The sequence below is a fragment of the Janibacter terrae NBRC 107853 genome (assembly GCF_001591405.1).
In the GTDB taxonomy this organism is placed as follows: Bacteria; Actinomycetota; Actinomycetes; order Actinomycetales; family Dermatophilaceae; genus Janibacter; species Janibacter terrae.
This window is the reverse complement of the sequence record NZ_BCUV01000010.1, coordinates 42,774-63,997: the sequence shown is the minus strand read 5'-3', so window position 1 is coordinate 63,997 and position 21,224 is coordinate 42,774. Positions and strand designations below refer to the sequence as shown.

The following is a 21,224-nucleotide window of genomic DNA, read 5'->3' as shown; positions in this document are numbered from 1 at the left end:
GGGTCCCCCTTTGGTGGGCGGGTCAGTCGGTGGTGGTCTGGGGATGTTCCGTGGCCCAGCGCCGCAGCGCTGCGGCGTGCAGGACGGTTCGGGTGATCCGCTTTGCGGTGCCGGGGTCGACGCCGGCGTCGGCGGCGGACTGCTTGATCTGCTCGAGGAGGTCGAGCACGATCGCGTTCTCGTTGGGCAGGAAGGTTGGGGCGATCTGTCTCGTGTTGCTCTTGGGTGCTGCTCCACGGTTGATGCGCGGGGCGCGGGAGACCTGAGCTCCGGCTCCGAGCGAGGTCAGCACGTCCTCGACGATCTGATCTGGGAAGTCGATGCACGACCAGGTGATGAGCTGGCCGAAGGTGCCGTCGGCCCGCTCAGAGATCTCCTTGTGCAGGTCGGCGGGGATCAGGCTGGCGGCGCGCACCATGGGCCCGTCCGCGACGTCGTCCACACTCGTCTTCGGAGAGGTCTTGTCCGGCTTGGGCGCGGCCTTCTTCGGGGCCTTCCGGGGCGTCGCCTGGGTGGGCTTGGTGGCGGGCTCGGTGTCTGTGGTGACCATCGGGCCGGCCTGCGCGGCGTTGGCTGTGCCGCGGGCCAGGAGGTTGGCCAGGTTCTGCTGGCGGCTCATCGCGTGCCGCCGTCGTTGGCCGCGAGGATGTCGCGGATCTCCTGGGCGACCTGCTTGTAGAGCCGGGCGCTCTTCTTGCCGGGCTCGTCGGTCAGCTGCGTGACCACCGCCCCGGTGCCGGGCGCGTCGGTCAGCGTGACGTAGGAGCGGATGTAGGTCCGGAAGCACGGGAGGCCGGCGGCGGCGAGCGTGTGGATCGTGGTGATCGGCCAGGCCGGTCCCCGACGGTCGGAGACGTTGTTGAGCAGCACCCGGAAAGGGACACCTGTCGGTGTGAGGACCTGATGGACGGTACGGGCCAGCGGCTCCATGCCCAGCGGGTCCCCCAGCGAGGGGATGACCACGAAGTCGGCGATCGGGATCAGGGCCTGGTTCTTCTCGACCTCGACGAGCGAGCCGGGGGTGTCGACGAGGACGTAGTCGTAGTCGACCTGCTTCAGGGATGACAGCAGCCCGGGGTCGTCGCTGGCGGCGAAGTCGAAGGGCAGTGCGTCTCCGGCCGTCTCCGCCCACCCGACCGCGCTGCCTTGGGGGTCGATGTCGACGACTAGGACGCGCTCCCCCTCCGCTGCGAAGCAGGCCGCAAGGTTGATTGTGGTCGTCGACTTCCCCGGCCCACCCTTCTGACCCGCGACGACGATGAGCTGTGGCTCAGGCATCTCGATCCCATCCCTCCGGTGCCCAATCGGCGGCTTATCCAAGGCCGCCATCGGAAGTAAACCGGGCACGCAGATGACGGTACATCAGAAGATGCAGATGAGGACACATATGCGGCGGCATATGCATAAACAGACGCAGCAACAGGTGGGGAAGCATATGAGCAAGCAGACGAAGACGCAGAAGGGCCACATATGCCGCGCCATATGACCTCACAGATGCACGCGCATAGGGGGGCACATCTGGGGACACATACGAAGCGGCATAGACGGAAGCATATGAGCACACATATGCGGTGACATATGAGGCGCTTGCAGCCAGACCTTCAGTCCAGTGGTGGTGGCAGGGGAGTCAGGTCGTCTCGAGAACGGCCGCGGTGATCTTCTCGACCACGCGGGAGTACCGACCGTGCATGGCACGGCTGGTCACTCCCTCTTCGGCAGCGATCTCCGTGAGAGCGGCGTTGATCGAGGCGCTGGCGTCGAGCGTCGCGCGGTAGAGCAGCGCCCCTTCGTCCTGGGAGATGACGTCGTGATCGAGCGCCCAGAGAAGGAGGCGAGCGGCCTCGCAGGTCGCGCTCACGGGTGCGTCGTCGGCAATCCTCGGTCCAAGGTCGTCGGCTGCGATGGGCGTGGGCTCCTCGTGAGCGTCCGGGATGGCGTTGAGCACCCTCATGGACAGGTTGATCCTTACCTTGGTCGTGCGGGTCAGCGGATAGGTCATGACCGCGGACCAGGCGGCGGCGTAGGCGCTGGCAGCCACGTCATCCAGGCCCCGCTTCGCGGCGGTCCCGAAGAGCTGGCGGCAGCGCGGCTGGAGGCGCTGAAGCAGGACCCTGCCCGCCATCGCCTCACCGGCCTGGGCGCGGGTGATCAGGGCGAGGTAGACGCGGTCGCTGTCGGCCAGCGCACCGCGCGGGCCCATGGCGTCAAGCAGGTGGCCCAGGGTGGGAAGAGCGGCAAGCGTCGGGTCGATGACCGTCCACTCGTGGGGGAGTGGCTGGTCTGCGTAGGCGCTGGCCCACTCGTCGGTGATCTGGCGATCGAGGTCTGTGTCGATGGTCTGGTACATCCCTGGCTCCTGGCGGTGAGCGGTTGGTTGGACCGTTCGACCGTGGAGAGCACCCCCTCCTGAGAGACCTCCAAAGGGATTGGTGTGCCGCGCCTGGAAGAGGGATGGAGACAGGCGACTTTCGCCCCATTTCCCGGGGTTCTTGGGGCACCGAGAAGAAATCTGCGCTGGCGCCTTCCAGGACCGCCGCAACGGGGCACCTCTTCACCTGTGAGAGGTCCCCAACCTGCGAGGAGAACCCCATGGCCTGCGAGGAGAGCCAGCTACGGCTGATGGACGCAGCCCGGGTGCGGAGCGTGCGTGAGGAGCTGGACGGCGTGCTGCGCCGCGGTATCGACGCACCGCACTTCGGTGGTGTCGAGGCTGTTGAGCGTTACCTGCGCAGCGGCCGGGTCGACGAGGCGCGTGAGGCGATGGGTCGGCTGCAGGAGCGGTCGCGATGAAGGGTTTGCTGACGCGGCCCGCGAAGGGGGAACAGGGAACGCGGCCGGGGCTCGGCGGGTCTCTGGCGGGGCCCGCCGACCCCGACCGTCTCGACGTCGAGGACCGCCCGAGCCGAGCGTGGGGATGGCGCCGCACGAAGGCGGGCGCGCCGTCGCCCGCGGTACAGGAGCGGTGGACGACGGGGAGCGCGATACTGACCCGGGGTCTGTCGCTGCTGCTCATGGGCGCGGTTGCAGCTGGGCCTATCGCGCTGGGCCGGCAGGTCCTGGGGGACGACACGGCGCCGGTGGCTCAGGCCAAGCCGGAGGTCACCCGCGACAGCATCGCTCGGCGCGCCCTGGCCTCGGAGCAGGCGGCCGCTTGGGTGCAGGCGTGGTTGACGACGCCAGCCTCCCGGGCCGTGGACCTGCGGGCGTGGTGGCCGGGGCCGGTTGAGTTGCCGAAGACCGCCGGAACTGCCACGGACGTTCGTGTCGTCGATGCGGTCGCCACGGCGCCTGGGGTGTGGGCCGTGACGGTCACGGCGACGGTGGCCCCGCCGAAGGGGCAGCCGAGCCGGCGTTTCTACATGGTCCCGGTTCAGGTCGACGGGGGAGCTGGCGACGCAGCGGCTTCGGTCAAGGCCGTTCCGGCGGTCGTGCAGGCTCCGCCGGCGGCAGCCGTCCCTCCTTCGCCGTACACCGTCAGCGTGCCGTCGGGCAGCGCAGTCAACGAGAGTCTCCAGGCGTTCATGAGTGCCTATCTGACCGGGGATGGAGACGTGGCCCGGTACGTCACTCCGGGCTCGTCCTTGCAGGCTGTCTCGGCCGAGGCGCAGTACGAACTGACGACGGTTCAGGACGTGCGGGTCACCGAGCGGGTGGAGAACCTGCGCAGCGGGCAGGCCCCGCAGGAGGGGCAGGTGCTGCAGGCGCTGGTCGTAGTCCGCCTCGTTGAGCCGGGGGAGGGCAGCCAGGTGGCGCGTCAGCGCACTGCGTCGTGGCCCCTGACCCTGACCGCCCGCGACGGTCGGTGGGAGATCACCGCCATCGACGGGACCTTCCAGACCACCGCCGAGGCCTCGGCGGGGAACACCACACCCAAGGAGTAACGATGCACCCCTTCATCACCCCGCCGTCGGCCGACATCTTCGAGGCCGGCCAAGACTTCTTCTCGAACATCGAGTCCCTCGGCCTGTCCGCCGTCGGCGCGATCATCATCGTCGTCCTGATCAAGCAGGTCTTCAAGGCACCCACCGTCATGGCCTCGATCGCTGGGATCGTGACCGCCATCTTCGTCGGCTGGCTGGTCCAGCAGTACCAGAACGATGACATCGGGCAGGTCTTCGACGATACGGTCTCTGAGACCGTCGGGGCACCCGTGGTCGTCGGTGACGCCCCCGGCTCGGCATGAGTTCGGGGCGCGAGCAGGTCGAGGTCGCCCGGTGGTACACCCCGGCCCTGCGCATCCCCAAGCTCATCGGCAAGCTCCCCTCGGGGGAGCGGATCTGGGGCGGGCCTTACCGGCCTGTCCAGCTCGGCACCGCGGTTCTAACCGCCGCGCTCGGGGTCAAGACAATGGGCGTCTGGGGGCACTTCCACCCCCTGGCTGACTACGCCGTCGTCATCGGTGCGGCCTACGCGCTGGGCTGGCTGGCCCGGTACATCCCGCACGGGTCGACAAACCCCCTGGCCTACATCTCCGGCAGCGCCCGGGTCGCCTCGCGGCCCACGCACGGCACCTGGGGCCGCTACGCGGTCACGAGCGCAGAGCCGGTCCGTGTGCGCTCCCAGTTGGCCGTGCACGCCCTCCCTGGGGCGCCTGAGATGGCTGCACGTTCCCGGCCCGTGATCACTGCGGAGCCTGACCCGACCCCTGTCCCGCCGCAGCCTGCTTCACCGGCTGCCGTGGAGGACAAGCTCGCTGCGCTGCTCGCGCGCTGATCCCTGAGGAGACCCGAGATGACCACGACCATGAGGATCCGCCGTTCGCCGGTGACCGACCTGGCCGGGCACCTGATGTGGACCCGGTCGGGCACGGTGTGGGCGACGTGGCGGCTGAGCGGGCTGCGCTACTCGGGCACGATCGCCGACAAGCGGGCTGTGAGAGACCTCCACCGGCTGCTGATCCGGTCCTTGGACGGTGAGGCGCTGCTGCTGTCGTACATGCTCAGCGAGGATCCAGTGCAGGTCGTCGAGCGGATGATCGAGGGCGTCGACCTGGCCCAGACCCCCGGGTGGGTCGAGGAGTGCGAGGCCACGCTCGATGCTCTGGAGGACATCCCGATGGGGGAACGGTTCCACTGGCTGGCCGTGCCTCTTGCCAACACCGGCTGGGAGCGATGGACCACGGCCGGCCGTGCCGCCTGGCGCGACTTCAAGGACCGTCTGGATGTGCCTCTGGCCCACCGGACGCCAGCAGATGTGCAGGCGCGGGTGGTGCAGGCGGCGCAGATCGAGTCGCTGATCCCGGCACCGTTTCGTCCCCGGCAGGTGTCGGTGGCCGAGCAGGCCTGGATCGCCAACCACGCTCAGCGCCGCGGGATGCTCGACGAGCCGGTCCCCGCGCAGATCCCGCAGGACATGCACCCCGGGGCCGACCTGGTCTCTGCAGCGGTGATCTCCGAGCCGGTCCTGGACGAAGGGGCTCGCTCCGACCTGGTCGACGCCGGCGCTTTCGCCAAGGTCAACGTGCTGCGGCAGCGGGTCCTCAAGGTCGCTCACCCAGCCACACCGGCCTCTCACCAGGCGATCCTGGCCGTTGCCGAAACGCCCAGCGGGGGCCTGACCTTCCCGGGCAGCGAGTTCCTGCTGCACCTGGATCAGACGGGCTATGACGTCGACTGGGCGATCCGTCTGCGGATCAACTCGCGGGAGAAGGTTCTGCCGCGCAACCGCAAGGCCGTCAAGGACCTCAACGAGCAGTTCGACCACCGCGACAAGGAAGAGGCCCAGGGCACCGGCCTGCACGACCTTCGGCTGGCCGCCGAGCTGCTCACCGAGTACGACAAGATCTTCGCCGACGACAAGCTCGAGGTCGAGGTCGAGCACACCATGCTCTTCGCCCTCGGGGTGGCCCGGACCAGCCCCGAGCAGAGCGATGCCGAGCTGACGTCCCTGGTCGACGAGCACGCCCACGCCCTGACCAAGACCCTCAAGGACTCCGTGGGGATGCGGCTCGAGCGGATCGCCGGGCACCAGAGCGAGCTGTGGTGGGGGATGCAGCCTGGATCGCCGCGCACCCCGATGATCAAGACCTACGCCCAGTTCACCTCTTCGGAGCACTTCTCCAAGCTCGTCCCGTTCGTCGGCAACCAGCTCGGCGGGCAAAGGGGTGCCGCGTTCGCACTGAACAAGGGCACCTCCCGGCCCCAGGTCGTCCACGTCGACCTCGCCGGCTACCCCGAGCTCGACGTCTCCGGGGCGATCCTGGCCGTCGGGGAGATGGGAGCCGGGAAGAGCGTGCTGCTCAAGACCTGCGCCTCCGACCTGGTCGACAAGGGCGGCCAGTGGTGGGCCATCGACAAGTCCGAAGACGGCGAGTGGGCCGTCTTCGCACGCACCTTCGAGTCCCACCAGGTCGTCGACGCCATGGACCCCCAAGTGACTATGGACCCGTTGATGACGCTGCCGGCAGAGCAGGCCGGGGACGTGCTGCGGACCTTCCTGGTCCAGCTGCTCAACATCGACACCACAGGCGGGCTGGGAGTCGTCCTGGGGCAGGTCACCGAGGCCACCTACCTCCAGGGGCACCAGATCACCAGCAGCGCCCAGCTGTGCGCTCACCTCGCCGACGGCGGGTGCGACCTGCCCGACGAGGAAGACCGTCGCCTGGCGCGTCAGCTCGGCCAGGCGATGCGGAACTGGACCAAGACCGGGGTCGCTCGAGTGATCTTCGACGACTCACTGCCGCCGGTGGATCTGACGGTCTCCGCGACCGCGTGGCGCACCCACGGCATGGAGCAGCCCACGGACCGGGAGATGTCCAACGAGCACCTCTTCAAGCAGCTGCCACCCGAGAAGGTCTTCGGCCGCGCCTACTACCGGATGCTGTGTCGGCTGGCCCGTCGCCTGTGCTTCGCCGACCGCTCCCGCGCGGCCGCGTTCGTCACCGACGAGATGTACGACATCACCCAGAACAGCGAGAACGTCGGCGACATCCAGCACTTCCTGCGCCGAGGCCGCCGCCCCAAGGCGCTGCTGCTGGCCGGCACCCACGACGTCGGTGACCTGCATGACGAGGTTCTCGCCGGGCTCATCCCCACCCGCGTCCTGGTCCGTCACCGCGACGCCGGGCTGGCCGCCAACGGGCTGCGCTGGCTGGGCATCAAGGAGGACGACCCCGCCTGGGCCGACATGCTCAAGAAGGTCACCGAGGACCTCTCCCCAGTCCAGGGCGACCAAGGGGTGCCGCTCGAGCGACGCGGCGAGGCCTTCCTGCGCGACGCCTTCGGAGGCATCGGCCTGGTCAAGATCCTTCCCCCTGCACGCCCCTCCCGCCGTGCGGCCGTCTTCACCACCCCGCCGAAGTCCCGGAGCGCAGCCTGATGGCCGCCCCCAGCCGTCTCCTGACCGGGCTACTGACCCATCGTGCGGCGCAGACCCGCGCGCTGGTGCGACGGGTGGCCCGGGTCAACACCCGAAACCGGCTGACCCGCAACCGGACCCGTCTAACCCTCGGCCTGGCTGCCCTGGCCGCGCTCGTGGTCCTGCCCGCCGGGCTGGCGATCGCCGACCCCGGCGACGGCGCCGCCAACTCCTGGGTCAGCCCCTTCCAGACCAAGGACTCCCAGGGCATCCCGATGAGCTCCTACCGGCTCTCGATCGACGAAGGGGGAGTGACCAACCCTAAGAACATGTTCGCGGCGACCTTCCTCCAGTTCGCGTGGGAGCTCTACCGGATCTACGTCGGCACAGCGCTGTGGCTGTTCGACTACGCCCTGCAGTTCCAGATGCTCCAGACCCTCCGCGGCCCCGCCGCCGCCATCGCCGGGGCCCTCCAGGAGACCATCGGGCAGATCGGGGTCATCCCAGCCCTGACCGTCATCGCCTTCGGGATCTGCGCCGTGTGGATCCAGACCGGGAAGGCGGCCTCCGGGCTGGCCGGCCTCTTCATCGCGCTGCTCATGGGATCTCTGCTGACCACCGCCGCCGTGCGTCCCATGGAGGTCATCGCAGGCGACAGTGGGCTCATCATGGGCTCCCGCGACCTCGGGGTGGGCCTGTCCTCCCAGATCGTCAGCGGAGGCGAGAGCGACTCCACCGACGCCACGGAGCTGCAGTCACGCTCCAGCGCCAAGCTCGTCGACGTCTTCATCCGCACCCCGCACCAGCTCATCAACTACGGCGCCTCCATCGACAAGGACACCAAGTGCGTCAAGGTCTACGACGAGGACCTCAAGAAGGGCTATCCCGTCAACGGCGGTGACGACGACCGGCCACGCAAGAACATGGGCAAGTGCAACAAGGCCTACCTCGAGGCCGCAGACAACCCCCTCAACGGGCTCATCGGGATGGCGTTCTTGTACCCCTCCGGCGGGGCGCTCGTCCTCTTCTTCGTGGGCCTGTCAGTCGTCCTCAACTTCTTCATCGCCCTGGCCATGTTCGAGGCCGTCCGCGCCGCCTGGGTCATGCTCAAGGCCATCATCCCCGGCGGCGGCACCGCCGAGATCTGGTCGGCCATCTGCATCGTCGGCGTCGTCGCGGGATACATCGTCGCCACCTTGATGGGCATCGGCGCCTTCCTGCTGCTCTTCGAGGCCCTCATGACCGCTGAGGGACTGGACCCGCGGATGGTCTACATCCTCATCGACTGCATCCTGGTCGTCGCTCTGGTCGTCATGACCTCCTACGTGATGCGCGCCCGGAAGCAGGGCAAGAAGCTCGGCCAGAAGATCCAGTCCAAGACGATGCCGGAGGCACGATCGGTCGACACCACCAAGGCCAGCCCGATGCGCGTGGTGACCAGCGCTGCCAGCCTGGCCAGCCCGGCCGCGTCGATGATGGCCACCCGCAGGCTGGGCAACACCCCAGGGGCCACCGAGGGCGAGAGGCAGACCCTGCCGGGCGGACCCACACGGCAACCGACCGGCTCCACGCTGGGCTCAGCCGTCAAAGGCACCGGCAAGCTCGCCTGGTCAGCGACCAAGCTCGGGCTGGCATCCACCGTCGGCGCACCGGTCTACGCACCGCGCGCGTACGGGGCCGCCAAGGCCGGTCTGAGCGCCAAGCGCACCCAGATGGGGGAGAAGTTTGCCCAGGCACGCCAGGACACCGCGCAGCGCGTCGACGCCAAGCGCGCCCAGGCCACCAGCTTCGGTCGCGAGTACGCCCACAACCTCGGGGTCGGTGCCCGAGCGCTGGGCCGCTACAGCGGAGCCAGCAAGGTCGCCACGACCGCTCTCTCGCTCGGCGCCGACCCGCTCACCTCGGCCGCTGTCGGCGCCGCCGTCCACCTCGGGCGTACATCCACCACGCCCCGCGCTCCGCAGGTCCAGACACCCCGGCACCGACCTGCCCCCACTAGCCCCAACCCGACCACGGCACCCAGCTCACGTCCCACACCGACGCCAGCACCCAACTCGACCCCCTCACCGACGTCGCTGCCGAAGGTCAAAGCCCCTGACCTCAGCGAGCAGAAGATCCGAGACATCGACAAGGCCGACCGGCTCATCGCTGCCATGAAGGAGCGACAGGCCACCCGCAAGGAGCCCTTCGGGGCCTCCCACGGCGCTGCCCTGCGCCTGGCCGCGATCAAGGAGGCGTCATGAGTCGCCCCGGACCTCATCAAGGCCTCCCGACCGTGCGCCTCCGCCGCGGCCCGGTCGTGACCGCCCTCGTGTGCCTCGCGCTGCTCCTGACCGTGATGCTGCTGCTGGGACGCGGCGACGAGTCGGGGCCACAGCCGACCCACTCGGCGCAGCCGTCGTCGACCCCCAGCCCGAGCCTGGGACCATCGAGATCCCCCCCCCACCCCGGGACCTCAGAGCCGCCCCGCAGCGCCACCAGCCCGGCCAGCGGGCACGACCACGACCGGATCGACCCGTCGGCCGTCCAGTCAGCCAAGAAGTCCGCCCGAGGAGCACCCGAGCGGGCCGAGCAGGTCATGCGCCTGCTCGCCCAGTCCCCGCAGCTCGGGTACTCGACATGGTGGTCACGCACCGAAGGTCTGCTCTCAGCGCAGGGCCGCAACGAGATGATCGGCATCGACCCCGAGCGGGTCCCCTTCCGGAAGGTCACCGGCCGGGCCCACCTGATCCTTGGCGAGGACTCCGGCGCAGACGACGGGCACGGAGACGAAGAGGTCGCTGTCCTGGTCCCCACCGACGTCGGCCAGTGGACCGTCCTGCTGACCACGGACCGCGACGACGGCACCTGGCGGGTCTCCTCGATCCGGGCCCCCGAAGGCGTCCACTGATGCAGCCCAAGCACGTCGCGATGATCGTGGCACCGCTGCTCGTCGCCGTCGTGGCCGTCCCGGTCGGCATCGCCATGGCGGCCATGGCGTTCTTCAGCGCCTCAACGTCCGCGGCCCACGCGATGGAGGGCTGCGACACCGTCGGCCAGGACGTCGTCCTGGCCAGCGGCGGGCCCGCTCGAGCGCCCATCGCCGGCACCTTCCGGTACGGCTCGCCCTTCGGGCAGCGCTTCCACCCCGTCCTCCAGGTCTGGCGGCTGCACGCCGGCGCCGACCTGACCACCGTCCCCTCCGGCGGGAAGATCGTCGCCGCCAAGGCCGGCAAGGTCGCCACAGTGGTCCACGGAGACCCCGGCGCGGGGAACTTCGTCGAGATCGACCACGGGGGCGGGATCCGCACCCGCTACTTCCACCTGGCCAGCATCAGCGCAACGCAGGGCCAGCAGATCAGCGCCGGAGGAGCCGTCGGTGTTGAGGGCACCACAGGCCTGTCCACCGGCAATCACCTCCACTTCGAGGTGCACCGCGGCGGCCAACCCGTCGACCCCATCGCCTGGCTGAAGCAGCAAGGCGTGAAGATGCCCCCGCTAGGAGGGACCGCGACCGCAGCCTCCGTCTCGACCTCAGACCCAGACTCAGCTGCTGACATCGAGGTCGTCACCGCGGACGTCAGCTCCGGCGGCGAAGACCCAGCCGACGCACCCAAGGGCAACGCCCGATCCCTCGGCCGGTTCAACGCCGACCAGGTCAGGGTGGCCATGGAGATCATCCGCGCGGCCAACACCCGCGGACTCGACCAGTGGAGCGCCACCGTCGGGGTCATGACCGGCATCGGGGAGTCCGACCTGCGCGAGCTCGATCACGGCGACATAGCCGGCCCTGACAGCAGAGGGGTCTTCCAGCAGCGGACCAGCTGGGGGCCCCTCAACAAACGCATGGACGCCTACTCCTCGGCTCTCCTCTTCTTCGACGCCCTGGTCAAGGTCAAGGGGTACCGCGACCTCTCCCCGACGTTGGCCGCCCACCGCACCCAGGGCAACGCCGACGCCAACCACTACGCCAAGTCCTGGAACGAGGCCGTCACGCTGGTCTCGCAGATCACCGACGACCCGGCGCTGGCCGCCGCCCTGGCCAAAAGCGACGGAAGCGCTGCTGGCTGCGATGGGGAGCAGGTCGTGCGGGGAATGCCGGGCGCCCCCGGGAGCTGCCAGGCCTCCGGCAGCAGCGCCGAGAAGGGGCTCCAGCCCGTGGCGTTGAGGGGCCTGCGCTGCACCAGCGGGTCCTTCGACTGGGTCGAGACGATGTACGGGGTGGGGGAGCGGCAGGGACCTTCCGACCACGGGTCCGGGATGGCTGTCGACTTCATGATCCCCGCCTACAGCACGCCCGCCGGCCGGGAACGAGGCTGGCAGTTGGCGCAGTGGACCCGCAAGCACGCCCAGGAGCTCGGCGTGAAGTACGTGATCTGGGACGTCAAGATCTGGTCGGTCGACCGAGACTCCGAGGGGTGGCGGCCGTACACCCGCTACGCCCCGACCTCGGGGGACACCCTGCTCCACAAGGATCACGTCCACGTCAGCTACCAGTAGCCCGCCCCGACCCTACGAAGCCCCCGCCGGCGATCTGCCACGCGGGGGCTTTCGCGATCCCGGGGCGTTCTGCACGGCTCCGCATCTGCAGCCGCCTATGCCGTGCCATCAGCGCAGTCCTCTGCGTGAGCACCTGCCTGCCCCTCTGCGGGTACCTCTGAGGGTGCCTCTGCCGCCCCATCTGCCGATGCATATGCGACGTCATATTGGAGGGGGGAGCGAATCGACCGCTCCCTCGCGCGCGCCCTTCGGGCGACGTCGCAGCGTACGCGCCGATTCTAGTGACCCCAGGCAAGCAGTTTCTGGGATCGCCGACGATTCCTGCGGAGCGACTTCCAACATCGGCCACGGGCTGCACCTCTTCATCAGTGAGAGGAAAGGAGGCCCCCCGATGAGGCCCAACCCGCAGAGCAAGCACACGATCGAGCTCCCCTGCTCCCAGCAGCCGGACCTGTGGTTCTCCGAGCTGCGCCGCGACAAGCGCGCCGCGAAGAAGGCCTGCTCCGGGTGCCCGCTGCTCCAAGCGTGCGCCGAGTTCGCGATCCAGAAGCACGCGGACGGCGAGCCCGAGTTCGGGATCTGGGGTGGCACCGATCGGGACGAGCGGTCACGGGCGGTCAACCAGAGCGCGTCCTTCTCCCCGGTGGCGGCATGAATCAGGACGAGGACGCCACCAGCAAGCTGCTGCTGCTCTTCCTCGCGGTCTTCTTCCTGCCCGCGCTGCTCCCCTCTGTCCGTGCGGCCGTCCGGGGGTGGCTGCTCGAGAAGCAGGTCCTGGTCGGCGCCGAGGCGAGCCTGCTCCCGGTGCCATTCCTCGACGCGGGGCTGGACCTTCGCCGACTCGTCGTCGTGGCAGTCCTGGTGGTTGCCGGCATCTGGGTCGCGCACGCCCGCTCATCCCGAACCAAGGAGGCCCGCCGTGGCTGACGTCATCCACCTCGACCACATCACAGCGGAGGTGCTGAGCAGCGTCCGCCCGGTCAGCCTCGGGCGCGCGGCGGAGGTCAGCACGCGACCCGACGTGCTGCGTGTGCGCGCCGAGGAGAGCGACGACCTCGAGGTCGACGAGCTCCTGCTGGAGGACATCACCCTCGAGATCCACTCCGCCCAGACCCCCTTCGTCGTCGGCCTCGGTGCCACCGCCTACCTCCACCCTGGTGTGCGTGCAGGATCCGTCGTCGACGGTGGAGCAGCCGTGCTCGCCGACGGCGCCGGGGTCGACGACATCGACGAGCTAGCACTGGCTCAGGGCCGCATCACCATCGCGCCCTGGGTCGAGCACGGTGAGCCCCGATGAGCAGCCCCCGCGGATGGGACGAGCTCGCACAGCTCGGGCCGCTGACCGACCGGCTCGACGCCCGCTGCGAGATCTGCCAGGAACCCGCGCTGGTGAAGGCGCCCGAGCAGTGGCGCTGCGCGCAGCACCCGCCGCAGCCGGGGGAGTGGGGGCACGGCCTGAACTGGGCGCCTCGCACCAACGGCGGGACCTGCGCCCCGAACCGCTGCTACTGCAGCCGATGCCCCGAACCGGCCAAGGACCCTCAGCCCCGCGCGACCGAGAACGAACTGCTCCAGCGCCGTGCCCGCCGTCTCGAGCGCGAGCACCTGCGCATCGCGCTCTGAGCCGAAGGACCGGACGATGACACGACCTGCTCTCCTCCCCTACACTGGAAGCACATTCGAGTCCGAAGTGGCTCCTCCTCGGAGGAACCTTCCCGGACGCAGCGGAGACGCTGCGCTCCTCGGTCTCGGTTGGACAACGGCCGGGTGGTTCCGGCCAACGGCCGGGCGCGTGACCTTCACGGGTAACGCGCCCGGCTTCGTCCCAACCGCGAGCCAGAGGAGCAAGCCGTGAGCACCACCACCGCGCGCAAGTCGCGCTCCCGACGGGTCTATGACCCCGACAGGGCCAGCCTCGACCCCGGCACCAAGGCAGCCCGGCGGGTCGACGCCGACGTCAAGGCCGAACGAGACGCCCAGCGCGATGAGCTCCGGGCGATGGACCGAGAGATGTCCGCGACCCCGGGCTACGCGCCCTCGCACATCGACTCCCAGCGCCACATGCCCGCCTCGAAGACAGCGCCGCTGGGTCACCCGCGCAAGGAACGCAAGCTCCCCGAGCCCGGCACCCGACGCGAGCAGGTCAGCGGGTGGCAGAAGCGCCAGCGGCTCGTGGCCGCCAAAGAGGCACAGGGCGCGACACCCCGCACAGAGCTCAAGGCCGCCAGCGACCTGTCAAACCCCGACCGCTGGGCACGAGTCAACGACAGCCTCTCTGAGAAGACCGGAAACGCGCACGAGCTCAGCGCCGAGGACGAACGCACCGTGCGACGGGTGGACCGGATGATCCAGCGGGCAGAGCGGCGCAACGACCGATCGCACGTCGTCTACAGCAACGTGCTGATCCCCGGTGAGATCCCCGACGCCCGGACCTACGCCAAGTCCTTCGCCGAGGGGGAGGTCATCGACTTCGACCGCTACACACTGGCCGCGCACAACATCCACGAGACCGAGGACGAGATCATCGGACACGACAAGCTCGTCACCTTCGAGATCGCCACCCGCCGCGGCGCCTACGTCGGTGGCGGAGCCGCGAGCACGGACACCCACCACCTGCTGCCCCGCGGCTTGCAGCTCGTCGTCGTCGGCAAGGAGCACGTGCGGTACACCCGTCCAGACGGCAGCACCGGGCAACGAACCGTCGTCCAGCTGACCGATGTCCCCGAGTGACCCGAGCAACGACGAAGGAGTTGTCATGACCGAGAAGAAGCCGAAGAAGAAGCCTGAGCACGACGACGTCATCCCGATGCGCGACCCCAGTCGTGGCCGAGACTCCCGAGGCCGGCCCATGCTCGTCTTCCCGCGGAGTCTCCTAATCAACGAGGCCCCCCGCCGCTCGAGCCAGCCTCCGCCGGCTCAGCCTCCGACCGGCGCCTGACGGGCTGCGAGGCGAGTTGTGGTCTGCCCTTCCTGCCGTGCCGCTGAGCACGAGCGATGCGTCGACACCGAGCACCCGCACCTGACGTACCGGGGGTGCGTCTGCCAGCACCAACCCAAGCCCGCATCCCCGGAACAGGGGGCAAGCGACGCCACCACGAGGACCCAGGAATCTCCTGGCCCCTCGCGGGGTGGATCGGTAGCCTGAGGGCACTACGAATAAGCAGTGCGCGGAGGTGGTGGCGTCACGAACGCCGCCACCTTTCGTGCGCCCAGGCCCTTCCAGGAAGGCCTGCGAGGGGCACCTCTTCACGGGTATGAACCTCGTCGAGCGCTCCAGCGATGCCGACCAGTACGACCTGCTCCGCGAGCCGCCCCGCAACTACCGGCAGCAGGCAGGCCTGCTCGCCGGGGCCGGGGTGGCCGGCTGGGGGCTGCTGCCGATCGTGGGCTACCCGGGATGGGACGTCCCGGCGCTGGCCGGGGGCGCCGTCCTCGGGGCCACCACCTTCATCCAGGGTCGACGTTCCTGGGAGAGGCAGCGCGTCCGCGACTCGCTCGCGACGACTCTGGCGCCGCTGATCGGCGGGCCCTCCCGCAAGATGGTCAAGGTCGGGTACTCCGGCCGGGAGATCTCGACGATCACCCTGTCCTACGTCGCGCACCAGGCCGACTACGACCCCAAGTGGCGCGCCCGGCTCACCGAGGCCGTCTCGGCCCGTCTGGGTGAGCAGTTCGTCATCGAGAGCATCGACGGGCCCCGCCGTCGGATCCTGCTCGCCCCGACGCGCCTAAAGCCCGGTGCTGTCGACGAACGGCCTCGTGAGCAGCGCAGGCTCGAGGACGCGGTGCTCAAGCTCCTCGGTGAGACCGGCAGCATCGCCGGGGTCGCCTTCGACGAGGAGGGGCACCTGGTCGCGCTGGACGCCGCGCACGAGGACCCCACGCGCTTCGCTCAGCCGGCGATCCGCCGGGCCATCGAGAGCCGTGTGACCACGATCCAGCCCGAGCGCTGGCGGGCCAAGTGGGACCTCTCCGGTGACGTGGTTCGCTTCGAGCGCCGGCCCTCGCTGCCGACCAGCCTGTGGATCCCCCAGGACTCGCCCGAGGTGGGGGAGGACCTGCTCGCCGACTACGGCCGGGTGCGTTTTCGGGTCGGTATGGACGAGGATCAGAACATCGTCGAGTGGGCGCCGGCGATCTTGCCCCAGGTCCTGATCAGCGGCGGCACCGGCACCGGCAAGACCTCGACGATGCACGCGCTTCTGGCCGAGGTCACTCGTCACGGGTGGCCGGTGTGGATCGCAGACGGCAAGCAGATCGAGTTCCTTGCCTTCCGGGACTGGCCCAACGTGCAGATGGTGGCGACCTCCATCCAGGAGCAGGTCGCCGTCATCGACGCCGCCGAGCGCGTGATGAACGAGCGCTACACGCTGATCAAGTCTGGCCGGGCCAAGATCAGCGACTTCGAGCCTCTCGTCGTCGTCATCGACGAGCTGGCCGAGCTCGTGCAGAACCTGCTGGCCTGGTATCCCGATGTGAAGTCGGGCAAGGCGAACAAGCCGCCGACCCTGAAGCAGATCGGATCCCTGCTGCGGCTGGCTCGCACCGCACGCATCCACCTGGTCGTGGCGATGCAACGCCCAGACGTCGCGCTGCTCGGCGGCGGCGGGGCCGGCGGTGGTGAGGCTCGGTCCAACTTCGGTTTCCGGATGAGTGTGGGCCGCCTCGACCCACAGGGCGCGGTGATGATGTGGCAGAACGCAGCCACCGGCGTCGCGATCCCGCGCTCGATGCGCCAACGAGGCATGGTCACCGGCCACGAGGGGCAACCGGTGGAGGCGCAGTTCTTCCGCTTCCCCGATATGGATGCCGCCGACGGCACCCAGGAGCGCGCGCTGATCGACTCGGTGCGTCCCACCGAGCGACGACACCCGCGCCTGGTCATCGAGGTGCCTCGGCCCACCCTGGACCCCGAGACCGGTGTCGAGATCATCCCGACCTTCGACGACTACGTCAGCGCTGCCTGGCACTACGCCGACGAACGCCCAGACCTCGACCCTCTCCACCGGGGCAGCGAAGAGCCCGTCGATGGCCGCGTCGCGGCCTCCCCGGTCGCCGTGCTGAGGGTCGGTCAGCAGCGGATCCCTGGTGAGAGCGAGGCCGAGGAAGGGGCCCGAGCGCGCCGGCATCTGCACGCCGTCGGCGGGACCAGCGCGGATGTCGGTCCGGGCGAGGTCGAGCTCGACGAGTTCGCCGGCTACGCCGAGCCGGAGCAGGTGGCCGGTGCCTACGAGCTCAATCCCGGCGACCTCATCGAACTCGAGGACGGCAGCTGGGGTGTCGTGGAGGAAGAACCCTCGCCCGACCCCGACGACCCCGGTCTGGCGCTTATCGCCTGGCGTTCCAACGTCGGGGTCGACGACGGCACCGAGGCCGTGCCGGAGGACGAGCCGTTCATGGTGCGCAAGCCCATCCCCGTCGACGAAGAAGAGTCGATCTTGGGGGATCTGACCTGACCCGCGTGCTGGAGGTGAAGTGGCGCCCCCCACGCTAAACGCTCTAAAGTAGTGCGTAATGAGAGGTGGACCGAGATGACCAGCAAGGCCAAAGCGTTGACCCTGATCACCGCCGCGCTCACAGCGGTTGCGGTCCTGGGCCAGAGCGACTCCAACTGGACCCTCCCCAGGGACCTGGCGCCCACGCCATCGACGCGCGTCGACGCGCCGGCGATGAAGGGGTCGGCGGCCTCAGCGCTGGAGTCGCTCACCGAGCGCCGCACCGCGCGTCCGGGCTACCGCCCTGAGCACTTCGGTCAACGGTGGAGCGACGCCGCCACCGGGGTCTCGGGAGCCCGCAACGGGTGCGACACCCGCTCTGATGTCCTGCGCCGTGATCTGCAGGAGCTCGTGATCGACCCGGGCACCCAGGGATGCTCACCGGCCAGCGGTCGACTCCTTGACCCCTACACCGGGCAGCAGGGGACCTATCAGCGGCGCGGAGAGTCCAGCATCGACATCGACCACGTCGTCAGCCTTGCCGACGGGTGGCGATCAGGAGCGTGGTCGGCCGATCAGCACAGCCGGGAGAGGTTCGCCAACGACCCGTTGAACCTGCTGGCCACGCTGTCCTCGACGAACCGCAGCAAGGGCGACCGCCCTGCGCAGAGCTGGCCAGGAACGACCCCGATCGGGGCACTGGTCAGCGACACCGCGCGCTGCGACCTGGTCGCCCGACAGATCGCCGTCAAGACCAAGTACGAGATGAGCGTGACCCCGCAGGAGCGGGCGGCGATGCGTGAGGCACTGACCCGCTGCCCCGGCCAGGTGCTGCCCACCTCGGAGGAGAGCGCAGTCCCAGCTCCTGAACGCTGACACCACCGTCACCTACCGTTAGCACCATCCAACCGAGACGGGGACTGACCACCCCCACGCAGATCAAGGAGGAGCCGAGGATGAGCGATCAGAGCAACCCCACTCTCGTGCAGGCACTGCTGAGCCTCCCAGGCCGTACCCGCGAGCAGCTCTCCCACCTGAGAGTCCGCCCCGGGACCCCGCCACAGCTGACCTGCTACACCTCCGGCCCCGAGCCCGGCCCAGAAGGCCCACTGTCCACCACCCCCGACCTGCAGGCCCAGATCCAACAGCTGCGCGACCTCGGACTCCTCGGGGCCGAGCTCCAGGTCGACCCGGACGGACAGCACCTTCAGATCACCCTCTGGGCCGGCGAAGGGGAGCGGACAGCCTGGGAGCAGCGTATGGAGGCCGTCCGCGCGCACCCTCACGCCGGCGCCGACCTGCTTGAGCACGCAGCCCAGCTCAAGGCCACTCGCGCCCGCTACGACCACGCCCGAGCCGCTGCCTCTTCTCGCGCCGACCGGGCCCGCAGCGCTGGCCTGGACCCGAGCGTCATCAGCCGACTCCTCCAGGATGACCACGCAGGCGCCCACGTCGCTGCCAAGCCCCAGCCGCTCCAGGCTGAGGCCCAGCCCGAGCAGGCGCCCACCGCCACAGCGGAGTTCGTGCGGATGCCGACCGGGCACAGCGCGCCCTGTGCCGTGTGCGGAACCCCTGCCGTGAACACCCGAGCAGGCGTGCCGCTCCACCGCGGAGAGTGCGCCCGGCTCCACGACTACGACAACGCAGCCCCTGCGCCCAGCACGCCCGCCGCCGAGCAGCGGTCCGCGCCGTCCGCGGACGCCTCGCCCCACCCATCACCCAAGCCTCCTAAGAAGAGCAGCAGCAAGGGCCCGGACCGCTCACGCTTCGCCGCCGCCGTCGCCGCCTGGGACGGACAGGTCCTGTACCTGCCCGGAGGCCTTAGCTACGACCTGCCGCACATCACCCACCTCGGTGACCTCGCCCGGCTCGTGCCCACTCACCGGCTCGGCCACGGCGGCGGAGCAGCCAAGCCCGACCGCGGCGAGATCTTTATCTACCCGCCGGCGCTCGAGCAGATGGGCCTTCCCCTCGAGGTCGCCCGGGCCGGCCACGGCACCCGAGAGGCCAGATCCCGTGCCCGCGAGCAGATCTTCGGTGAGTTCACCTCGCTGCCGATCGTGCAGGATGCCCTGGCTGCTGGCTGGGAGCTCGACGAAGACCGCATGGACGTGCGCACCCGCCTGACCCACCCCGAGATCCTCCCGGCCGGCGCCGACCTCACCGTGCTGCCCTGGGTCACCTACCAGGGGAACGCGCTCTTCGTCGTCGACGAGCACGAGGGCCGCGACGACCTGGTCGATCCGGCGACGCTCGTCGACCGCCTCCAGGAGTTCGCCGACACTGTCGGGATGACCTGGAGGGTCAGCGGCGGCCAGACCGGCGTCGATCTCGTCGACGTCCTCCGCCCCCCGACCCCCCCGGACCGCGACCCCCGACCGGGCTACCTCATCCGGGGCTCCGACCCCGCCCAACCCGACTTCCTGCGCCCGCAGGTGCGCCGCAGCGACGCCCGCTTCACCGAGGGAGAGCGGGTCTTCAGCTGGTACCGGCCCTGGTCCCAGCTGCACAGCGACGAGCGCGAGCACCCCTTCGTCATGGCCTTCGACCACGGCTCGCACTTCCTCAACCCCTTCACCTCCCTCGAGCTCGGCGTCAGCGACGTCGAGCACTTGGTCGGCGATGACGCCCGCTGGGACGGTCGCGAGGTGCCTGGCTACTGGGTGGTCGACGCCTGGGAGGCCCCGCGCTGGGACATGCCCGATCCCGGTGACGCGGTCGGGATGGTCCCGGCCGAGGGGCTGCGGATCGTCACCGCGCACACCCTCAAGCAGCTGAAGCTGCTCGACGAGCACTTCCCCGACGGCCTGACCTACCGCGAGGCCTGGGTGTGGCGAGACCACGCCCGCTACCTCAGCCGGGTCGGGGAGAACCTCAAGCGGGCCAGGGCCGAGTGCAGCCCACCGGTAGCCGCGGCCGTCAAGCAGGTCTACGCCCAGATGGTGCAGAAGTTCGCGTCCCTGGAGTACCCCCCGACTCAGCGCCACCTGCGGCAGCCGGCGTTTCGGGACCACATCGTCGGCGCAGCCAGGACCGCGCTGCTCAGCGCCCTGGTCGACGCCAACACGCGCACCGGGGCCTCCCCGCTGGTCGTCTCCCGCGACACCGTCCTCTTCGCCGTCGACACCGACGACCCCGAGCAGGCCTGGCCCGGCAAGCCAGAGAAGTTCGGCACCGGCGCCGGCCAGTGGAAACCAGTGGGCGTTGCACCACTGGAGACCTGGGGGCCCGAGCACCTGCCGGAAATTTCTGGCGGTTCGCGACGCTGGAACTACGAGCGGGGCATGGGTGCCCTGCGACCGATCAGCCTGGGCGGTGAGGCATGACCCCGGACAACGGCGACGACAAGCCGATCTCCTTCAGCCTGGACATCGGAGATGACGAGCCCAAAGACGACGGCGCGATCGCTCCGATCGAGACCCCGGGCGCTCATCGACGCAAGGAACGCCGCGGCGCCACCCCGGAGGAGAAGGGCACACGCCATCTCTTCTCGGCCATCGCAGACAAGATCCCGCGGCCGCGAGCCAAGCGCCTGGTCGTCGAGACCTACGGCAAGGGCCCCCGGGGCGGACCAAACGTCACCGCGGCTGCCAAGGAGCTCGGCGTGCACCCTTCCACGGTGCGCCGGTGGATCCACTCCGGGAAGCTGCCGGCACGCTCCGAGGCAGGGGCGAAGCTGCGCAGCAACTGGGAGAACTCCCCAGCCGGCCGCAGGGCCAGCGTCAGTCCGGAGCGGCGGCGGGCGCTGCGCTCGGCGTCCCCCAACGCTGTGTTCAGCGGCGCCCTCACCGGGCACATCTGGGTCGACACCTTCGACTCCCGCAACGGCGACGAACGCAGCTTCAACTTCACCCTCAGCGCCGAGAAGACCCAGCAGCTCAACCAGGCGCTCATGGACGGCGATGAGGAGAAGGCACTGTCGATCCTGGAGAGCAACATCGACGGCTTCGGCAGCTCCGTGCAGATCGACCTGACGAACTTCAGCTGGAAGAACCTATGAGGGCGACGTTCTCG

At 69.6% G+C, this 21,224-nt stretch carries 21 protein-coding genes; 18 read left to right on the top strand and 3 right to left on the bottom strand.

Annotated features, from left to right (window positions below; translation table 11 throughout):
• Nucleotides 1-22: 22 nt before the first annotated feature.
• The 3 genes from JT1_RS17155 to JT1_RS17145 all read right to left on the bottom strand — a co-directional run bounded on the left by JT1_RS17155 (nucleotide 23) and on the right by JT1_RS17145 (nucleotide 2,347).
• Complete coding sequence (locus tag JT1_RS17155) at nucleotides 23-619, bottom strand: hypothetical protein (RefSeq protein ID WP_068329858.1); 597 nt, start codon at nucleotides 617-619, stop codon at nucleotides 23-25.
• The gene (locus JT1_RS17150; protein WP_068329847.1) at nucleotides 616-1,278 is read right to left on the bottom strand and encodes an AAA family ATPase; all 663 of its coding nucleotides are present in this window, start codon (nucleotides 1,276-1,278) and stop codon (nucleotides 616-618) included. Before JT1_RS17150 ends, JT1_RS17155 begins: the two co-directional genes overlap by 4 nt.
• A gap of 349 nt (nucleotides 1,279-1,627) precedes the next feature.
• Nucleotides 1,628-2,347, bottom strand: a complete 720-nt coding sequence (locus JT1_RS17145; RefSeq protein ID WP_068329846.1) for a hypothetical protein — start codon at nucleotides 2,345-2,347, stop codon at nucleotides 1,628-1,630.
• 242 nt (nucleotides 2,348-2,589) lie between these two features.
• Here JT1_RS17145 and JT1_RS17140 point away from each other — a divergent pair, with 242 nt between their 5' ends.
• The 18 genes from JT1_RS17140 (at nucleotide 2,590) to JT1_RS17055 (ending at nucleotide 21,210) form a co-directional block, all read left to right on the top strand.
• On the top strand, nucleotides 2,590-2,790 hold the full coding sequence (locus JT1_RS17140) for a hypothetical protein (RefSeq protein ID WP_068329845.1): 201 nt from the start codon (nucleotides 2,590-2,592) through the stop codon (nucleotides 2,788-2,790).
• Complete coding sequence (locus JT1_RS17135; RefSeq protein ID WP_068329836.1) at nucleotides 2,787-3,881, top strand: conjugal transfer protein; 1,095 nt, start codon at nucleotides 2,787-2,789, stop codon at nucleotides 3,879-3,881. The genes JT1_RS17140 and JT1_RS17135 overlap by 4 nt, the downstream gene beginning before the upstream one ends.
• Before the next feature lie 2 nt (nucleotides 3,882-3,883).
• On the top strand, nucleotides 3,884-4,183 hold the full coding sequence (locus JT1_RS17130; RefSeq protein ID WP_068329832.1) for a hypothetical protein: 300 nt from the start codon (nucleotides 3,884-3,886) through the stop codon (nucleotides 4,181-4,183).
• Nucleotides 4,180-4,713: a hypothetical protein gene (locus tag JT1_RS17125; RefSeq protein ID WP_068329831.1), complete on the top strand. Its 534-nt coding sequence runs from the start codon at nucleotides 4,180-4,182 to the stop codon at nucleotides 4,711-4,713. The genes JT1_RS17130 and JT1_RS17125 overlap by 4 nt, the downstream gene beginning before the upstream one ends.
• Before the next feature lie 18 nt (nucleotides 4,714-4,731).
• The gene (locus JT1_RS17120; RefSeq protein WP_068329827.1) at nucleotides 4,732-7,317 is read left to right on the top strand and encodes an ATP-binding protein; all 2,586 of its coding nucleotides are present in this window, start codon (nucleotides 4,732-4,734) and stop codon (nucleotides 7,315-7,317) included.
• Nucleotides 7,317-9,539, top strand: coding sequence for a hypothetical protein (locus JT1_RS17115; RefSeq protein ID WP_169702099.1), 2,223 nt, complete (start codon nucleotides 7,317-7,319; stop codon nucleotides 9,537-9,539). Before JT1_RS17120 ends, JT1_RS17115 begins: the two co-directional genes overlap by 1 nt.
• Nucleotides 9,536-10,186, top strand: a complete 651-nt coding sequence (locus JT1_RS18555) for a hypothetical protein (RefSeq protein ID WP_169702098.1) — start codon at nucleotides 9,536-9,538, stop codon at nucleotides 10,184-10,186. The genes JT1_RS17115 and JT1_RS18555 overlap by 4 nt, the downstream gene beginning before the upstream one ends.
• The gene (locus tag JT1_RS17105) at nucleotides 10,186-11,775 is read left to right on the top strand and encodes a M23 family metallopeptidase (protein WP_068329817.1); all 1,590 of its coding nucleotides are present in this window, start codon (nucleotides 10,186-10,188) and stop codon (nucleotides 11,773-11,775) included. The genes JT1_RS18555 and JT1_RS17105 overlap by 1 nt, the downstream gene beginning before the upstream one ends.
• Before the next feature lie 391 nt (nucleotides 11,776-12,166).
• Nucleotides 12,167-12,430: a WhiB family transcriptional regulator gene (locus JT1_RS18550; RefSeq protein WP_068329814.1), complete on the top strand. Its 264-nt coding sequence runs from the start codon at nucleotides 12,167-12,169 to the stop codon at nucleotides 12,428-12,430.
• Nucleotides 12,427-12,702, top strand: a complete 276-nt coding sequence (locus tag JT1_RS17095) for a hypothetical protein (RefSeq protein ID WP_068329811.1) — start codon at nucleotides 12,427-12,429, stop codon at nucleotides 12,700-12,702. Before JT1_RS18550 ends, JT1_RS17095 begins: the two co-directional genes overlap by 4 nt.
• Nucleotides 12,695-13,072, top strand: a complete 378-nt coding sequence (locus JT1_RS17090) for a hypothetical protein (RefSeq protein WP_068329808.1) — start codon at nucleotides 12,695-12,697, stop codon at nucleotides 13,070-13,072. The genes JT1_RS17095 and JT1_RS17090 overlap by 8 nt, the downstream gene beginning before the upstream one ends.
• The gene (locus tag JT1_RS17085) at nucleotides 13,069-13,398 is read left to right on the top strand and encodes a hypothetical protein (protein WP_068329805.1); all 330 of its coding nucleotides are present in this window, start codon (nucleotides 13,069-13,071) and stop codon (nucleotides 13,396-13,398) included. The genes JT1_RS17090 and JT1_RS17085 overlap by 4 nt, the downstream gene beginning before the upstream one ends.
• Before the next feature lie 228 nt (nucleotides 13,399-13,626).
• A complete protein-coding gene (locus JT1_RS17080) occupies nucleotides 13,627-14,505 on the top strand; it encodes a hypothetical protein (RefSeq protein ID WP_068329801.1) in 879 nt (292 codons plus the stop codon).
• Between the two features lie 25 nt (nucleotides 14,506-14,530).
• A complete protein-coding gene (locus JT1_RS18545) occupies nucleotides 14,531-14,713 on the top strand; it encodes a hypothetical protein (RefSeq protein ID WP_169702097.1) in 183 nt (60 codons plus the stop codon).
• A 316-nt stretch (nucleotides 14,714-15,029) separates the two neighbouring features.
• Nucleotides 15,030-17,231, top strand: coding sequence for an FtsK/SpoIIIE domain-containing protein (locus tag JT1_RS17075; protein ID WP_068329798.1), 2,202 nt, complete (start codon nucleotides 15,030-15,032; stop codon nucleotides 17,229-17,231).
• 75 nt (nucleotides 17,232-17,306) lie between these two features.
• Nucleotides 17,307-18,086, top strand: coding sequence for an HNH endonuclease family protein (locus JT1_RS17070; RefSeq protein WP_068329795.1), 780 nt, complete (start codon nucleotides 17,307-17,309; stop codon nucleotides 18,084-18,086).
• 80 nt (nucleotides 18,087-18,166) lie between these two features.
• Nucleotides 18,167-20,536: a hypothetical protein gene (locus tag JT1_RS17060; RefSeq protein WP_169702096.1), complete on the top strand. Its 2,370-nt coding sequence runs from the start codon at nucleotides 18,167-18,169 to the stop codon at nucleotides 20,534-20,536.
• Nucleotides 20,533-21,210 (top strand): helix-turn-helix domain-containing protein, encoded by a 678-nt coding sequence (locus tag JT1_RS17055; protein ID WP_068329786.1) that lies wholly within the window; start codon nucleotides 20,533-20,535, stop codon nucleotides 21,208-21,210. Before JT1_RS17060 ends, JT1_RS17055 begins: the two co-directional genes overlap by 4 nt.
• The last annotated feature ends 14 nt before the right edge of the window (nucleotides 21,211-21,224 follow it).

Bases quoted from the DNA above. Each gene is read 5' to 3' on its own strand.
- JT1_RS17140 (WP_068329845.1), top strand. From the start codon at position 2,590: ATGGCCTGCGAGGAGAGCCAGCTACGGCTGATGGACGCAGCCCGGGTG.
- JT1_RS17055 (WP_068329786.1), top strand. From the start codon at position 20,533: ATGACCCCGGACAACGGCGACGACAAGCCGATCTCCTTCAGCCTGGAC.
- JT1_RS18545 (WP_169702097.1), top strand. From the start codon at position 14,531: ATGACCGAGAAGAAGCCGAAGAAGAAGCCTGAGCACGACGACGTCATC.
- JT1_RS17085 (WP_068329805.1), top strand. From the start codon at position 13,069: ATGAGCAGCCCCCGCGGATGGGACGAGCTCGCACAGCTCGGGCCGCTG.
- JT1_RS17145 (WP_068329846.1), bottom strand. From the start codon at position 2,347: ATGTACCAGACCATCGACACAGACCTCGATCGCCAGATCACCGACGAG.
- JT1_RS17130 (WP_068329832.1), top strand. From the start codon at position 3,884: ATGCACCCCTTCATCACCCCGCCGTCGGCCGACATCTTCGAGGCCGGC.
- JT1_RS17135 (WP_068329836.1), top strand. From the start codon at position 2,787: ATGAAGGGTTTGCTGACGCGGCCCGCGAAGGGGGAACAGGGAACGCGG.
- JT1_RS17155 (WP_068329858.1), bottom strand. From the start codon at position 619: ATGAGCCGCCAGCAGAACCTGGCCAACCTCCTGGCCCGCGGCACAGCC.
- JT1_RS17060 (WP_169702096.1), top strand. From the start codon at position 18,167: ATGAGCGATCAGAGCAACCCCACTCTCGTGCAGGCACTGCTGAGCCTC.
- JT1_RS17075 (WP_068329798.1), top strand. From the start codon at position 15,030: ATGAACCTCGTCGAGCGCTCCAGCGATGCCGACCAGTACGACCTGCTC.
- JT1_RS17070 (WP_068329795.1), top strand. From the start codon at position 17,307: ATGACCAGCAAGGCCAAAGCGTTGACCCTGATCACCGCCGCGCTCACA.
- JT1_RS17095 (WP_068329811.1), top strand. From the start codon at position 12,427: ATGAATCAGGACGAGGACGCCACCAGCAAGCTGCTGCTGCTCTTCCTC.
- JT1_RS17105 (WP_068329817.1), top strand. From the start codon at position 10,186: ATGCAGCCCAAGCACGTCGCGATGATCGTGGCACCGCTGCTCGTCGCC.
- JT1_RS17150 (WP_068329847.1), bottom strand. From the start codon at position 1,278: ATGCCTGAGCCACAGCTCATCGTCGTCGCGGGTCAGAAGGGTGGGCCG.
- JT1_RS17120 (WP_068329827.1), top strand. From the start codon at position 4,732: ATGACCACGACCATGAGGATCCGCCGTTCGCCGGTGACCGACCTGGCC.
- JT1_RS18555 (WP_169702098.1), top strand. From the start codon at position 9,536: ATGAGTCGCCCCGGACCTCATCAAGGCCTCCCGACCGTGCGCCTCCGC.
- JT1_RS17125 (WP_068329831.1), top strand. From the start codon at position 4,180: ATGAGTTCGGGGCGCGAGCAGGTCGAGGTCGCCCGGTGGTACACCCCG.
- JT1_RS17115 (WP_169702099.1), top strand. From the start codon at position 7,317: ATGGCCGCCCCCAGCCGTCTCCTGACCGGGCTACTGACCCATCGTGCG.
- JT1_RS18550 (WP_068329814.1), top strand. From the start codon at position 12,167: ATGAGGCCCAACCCGCAGAGCAAGCACACGATCGAGCTCCCCTGCTCC.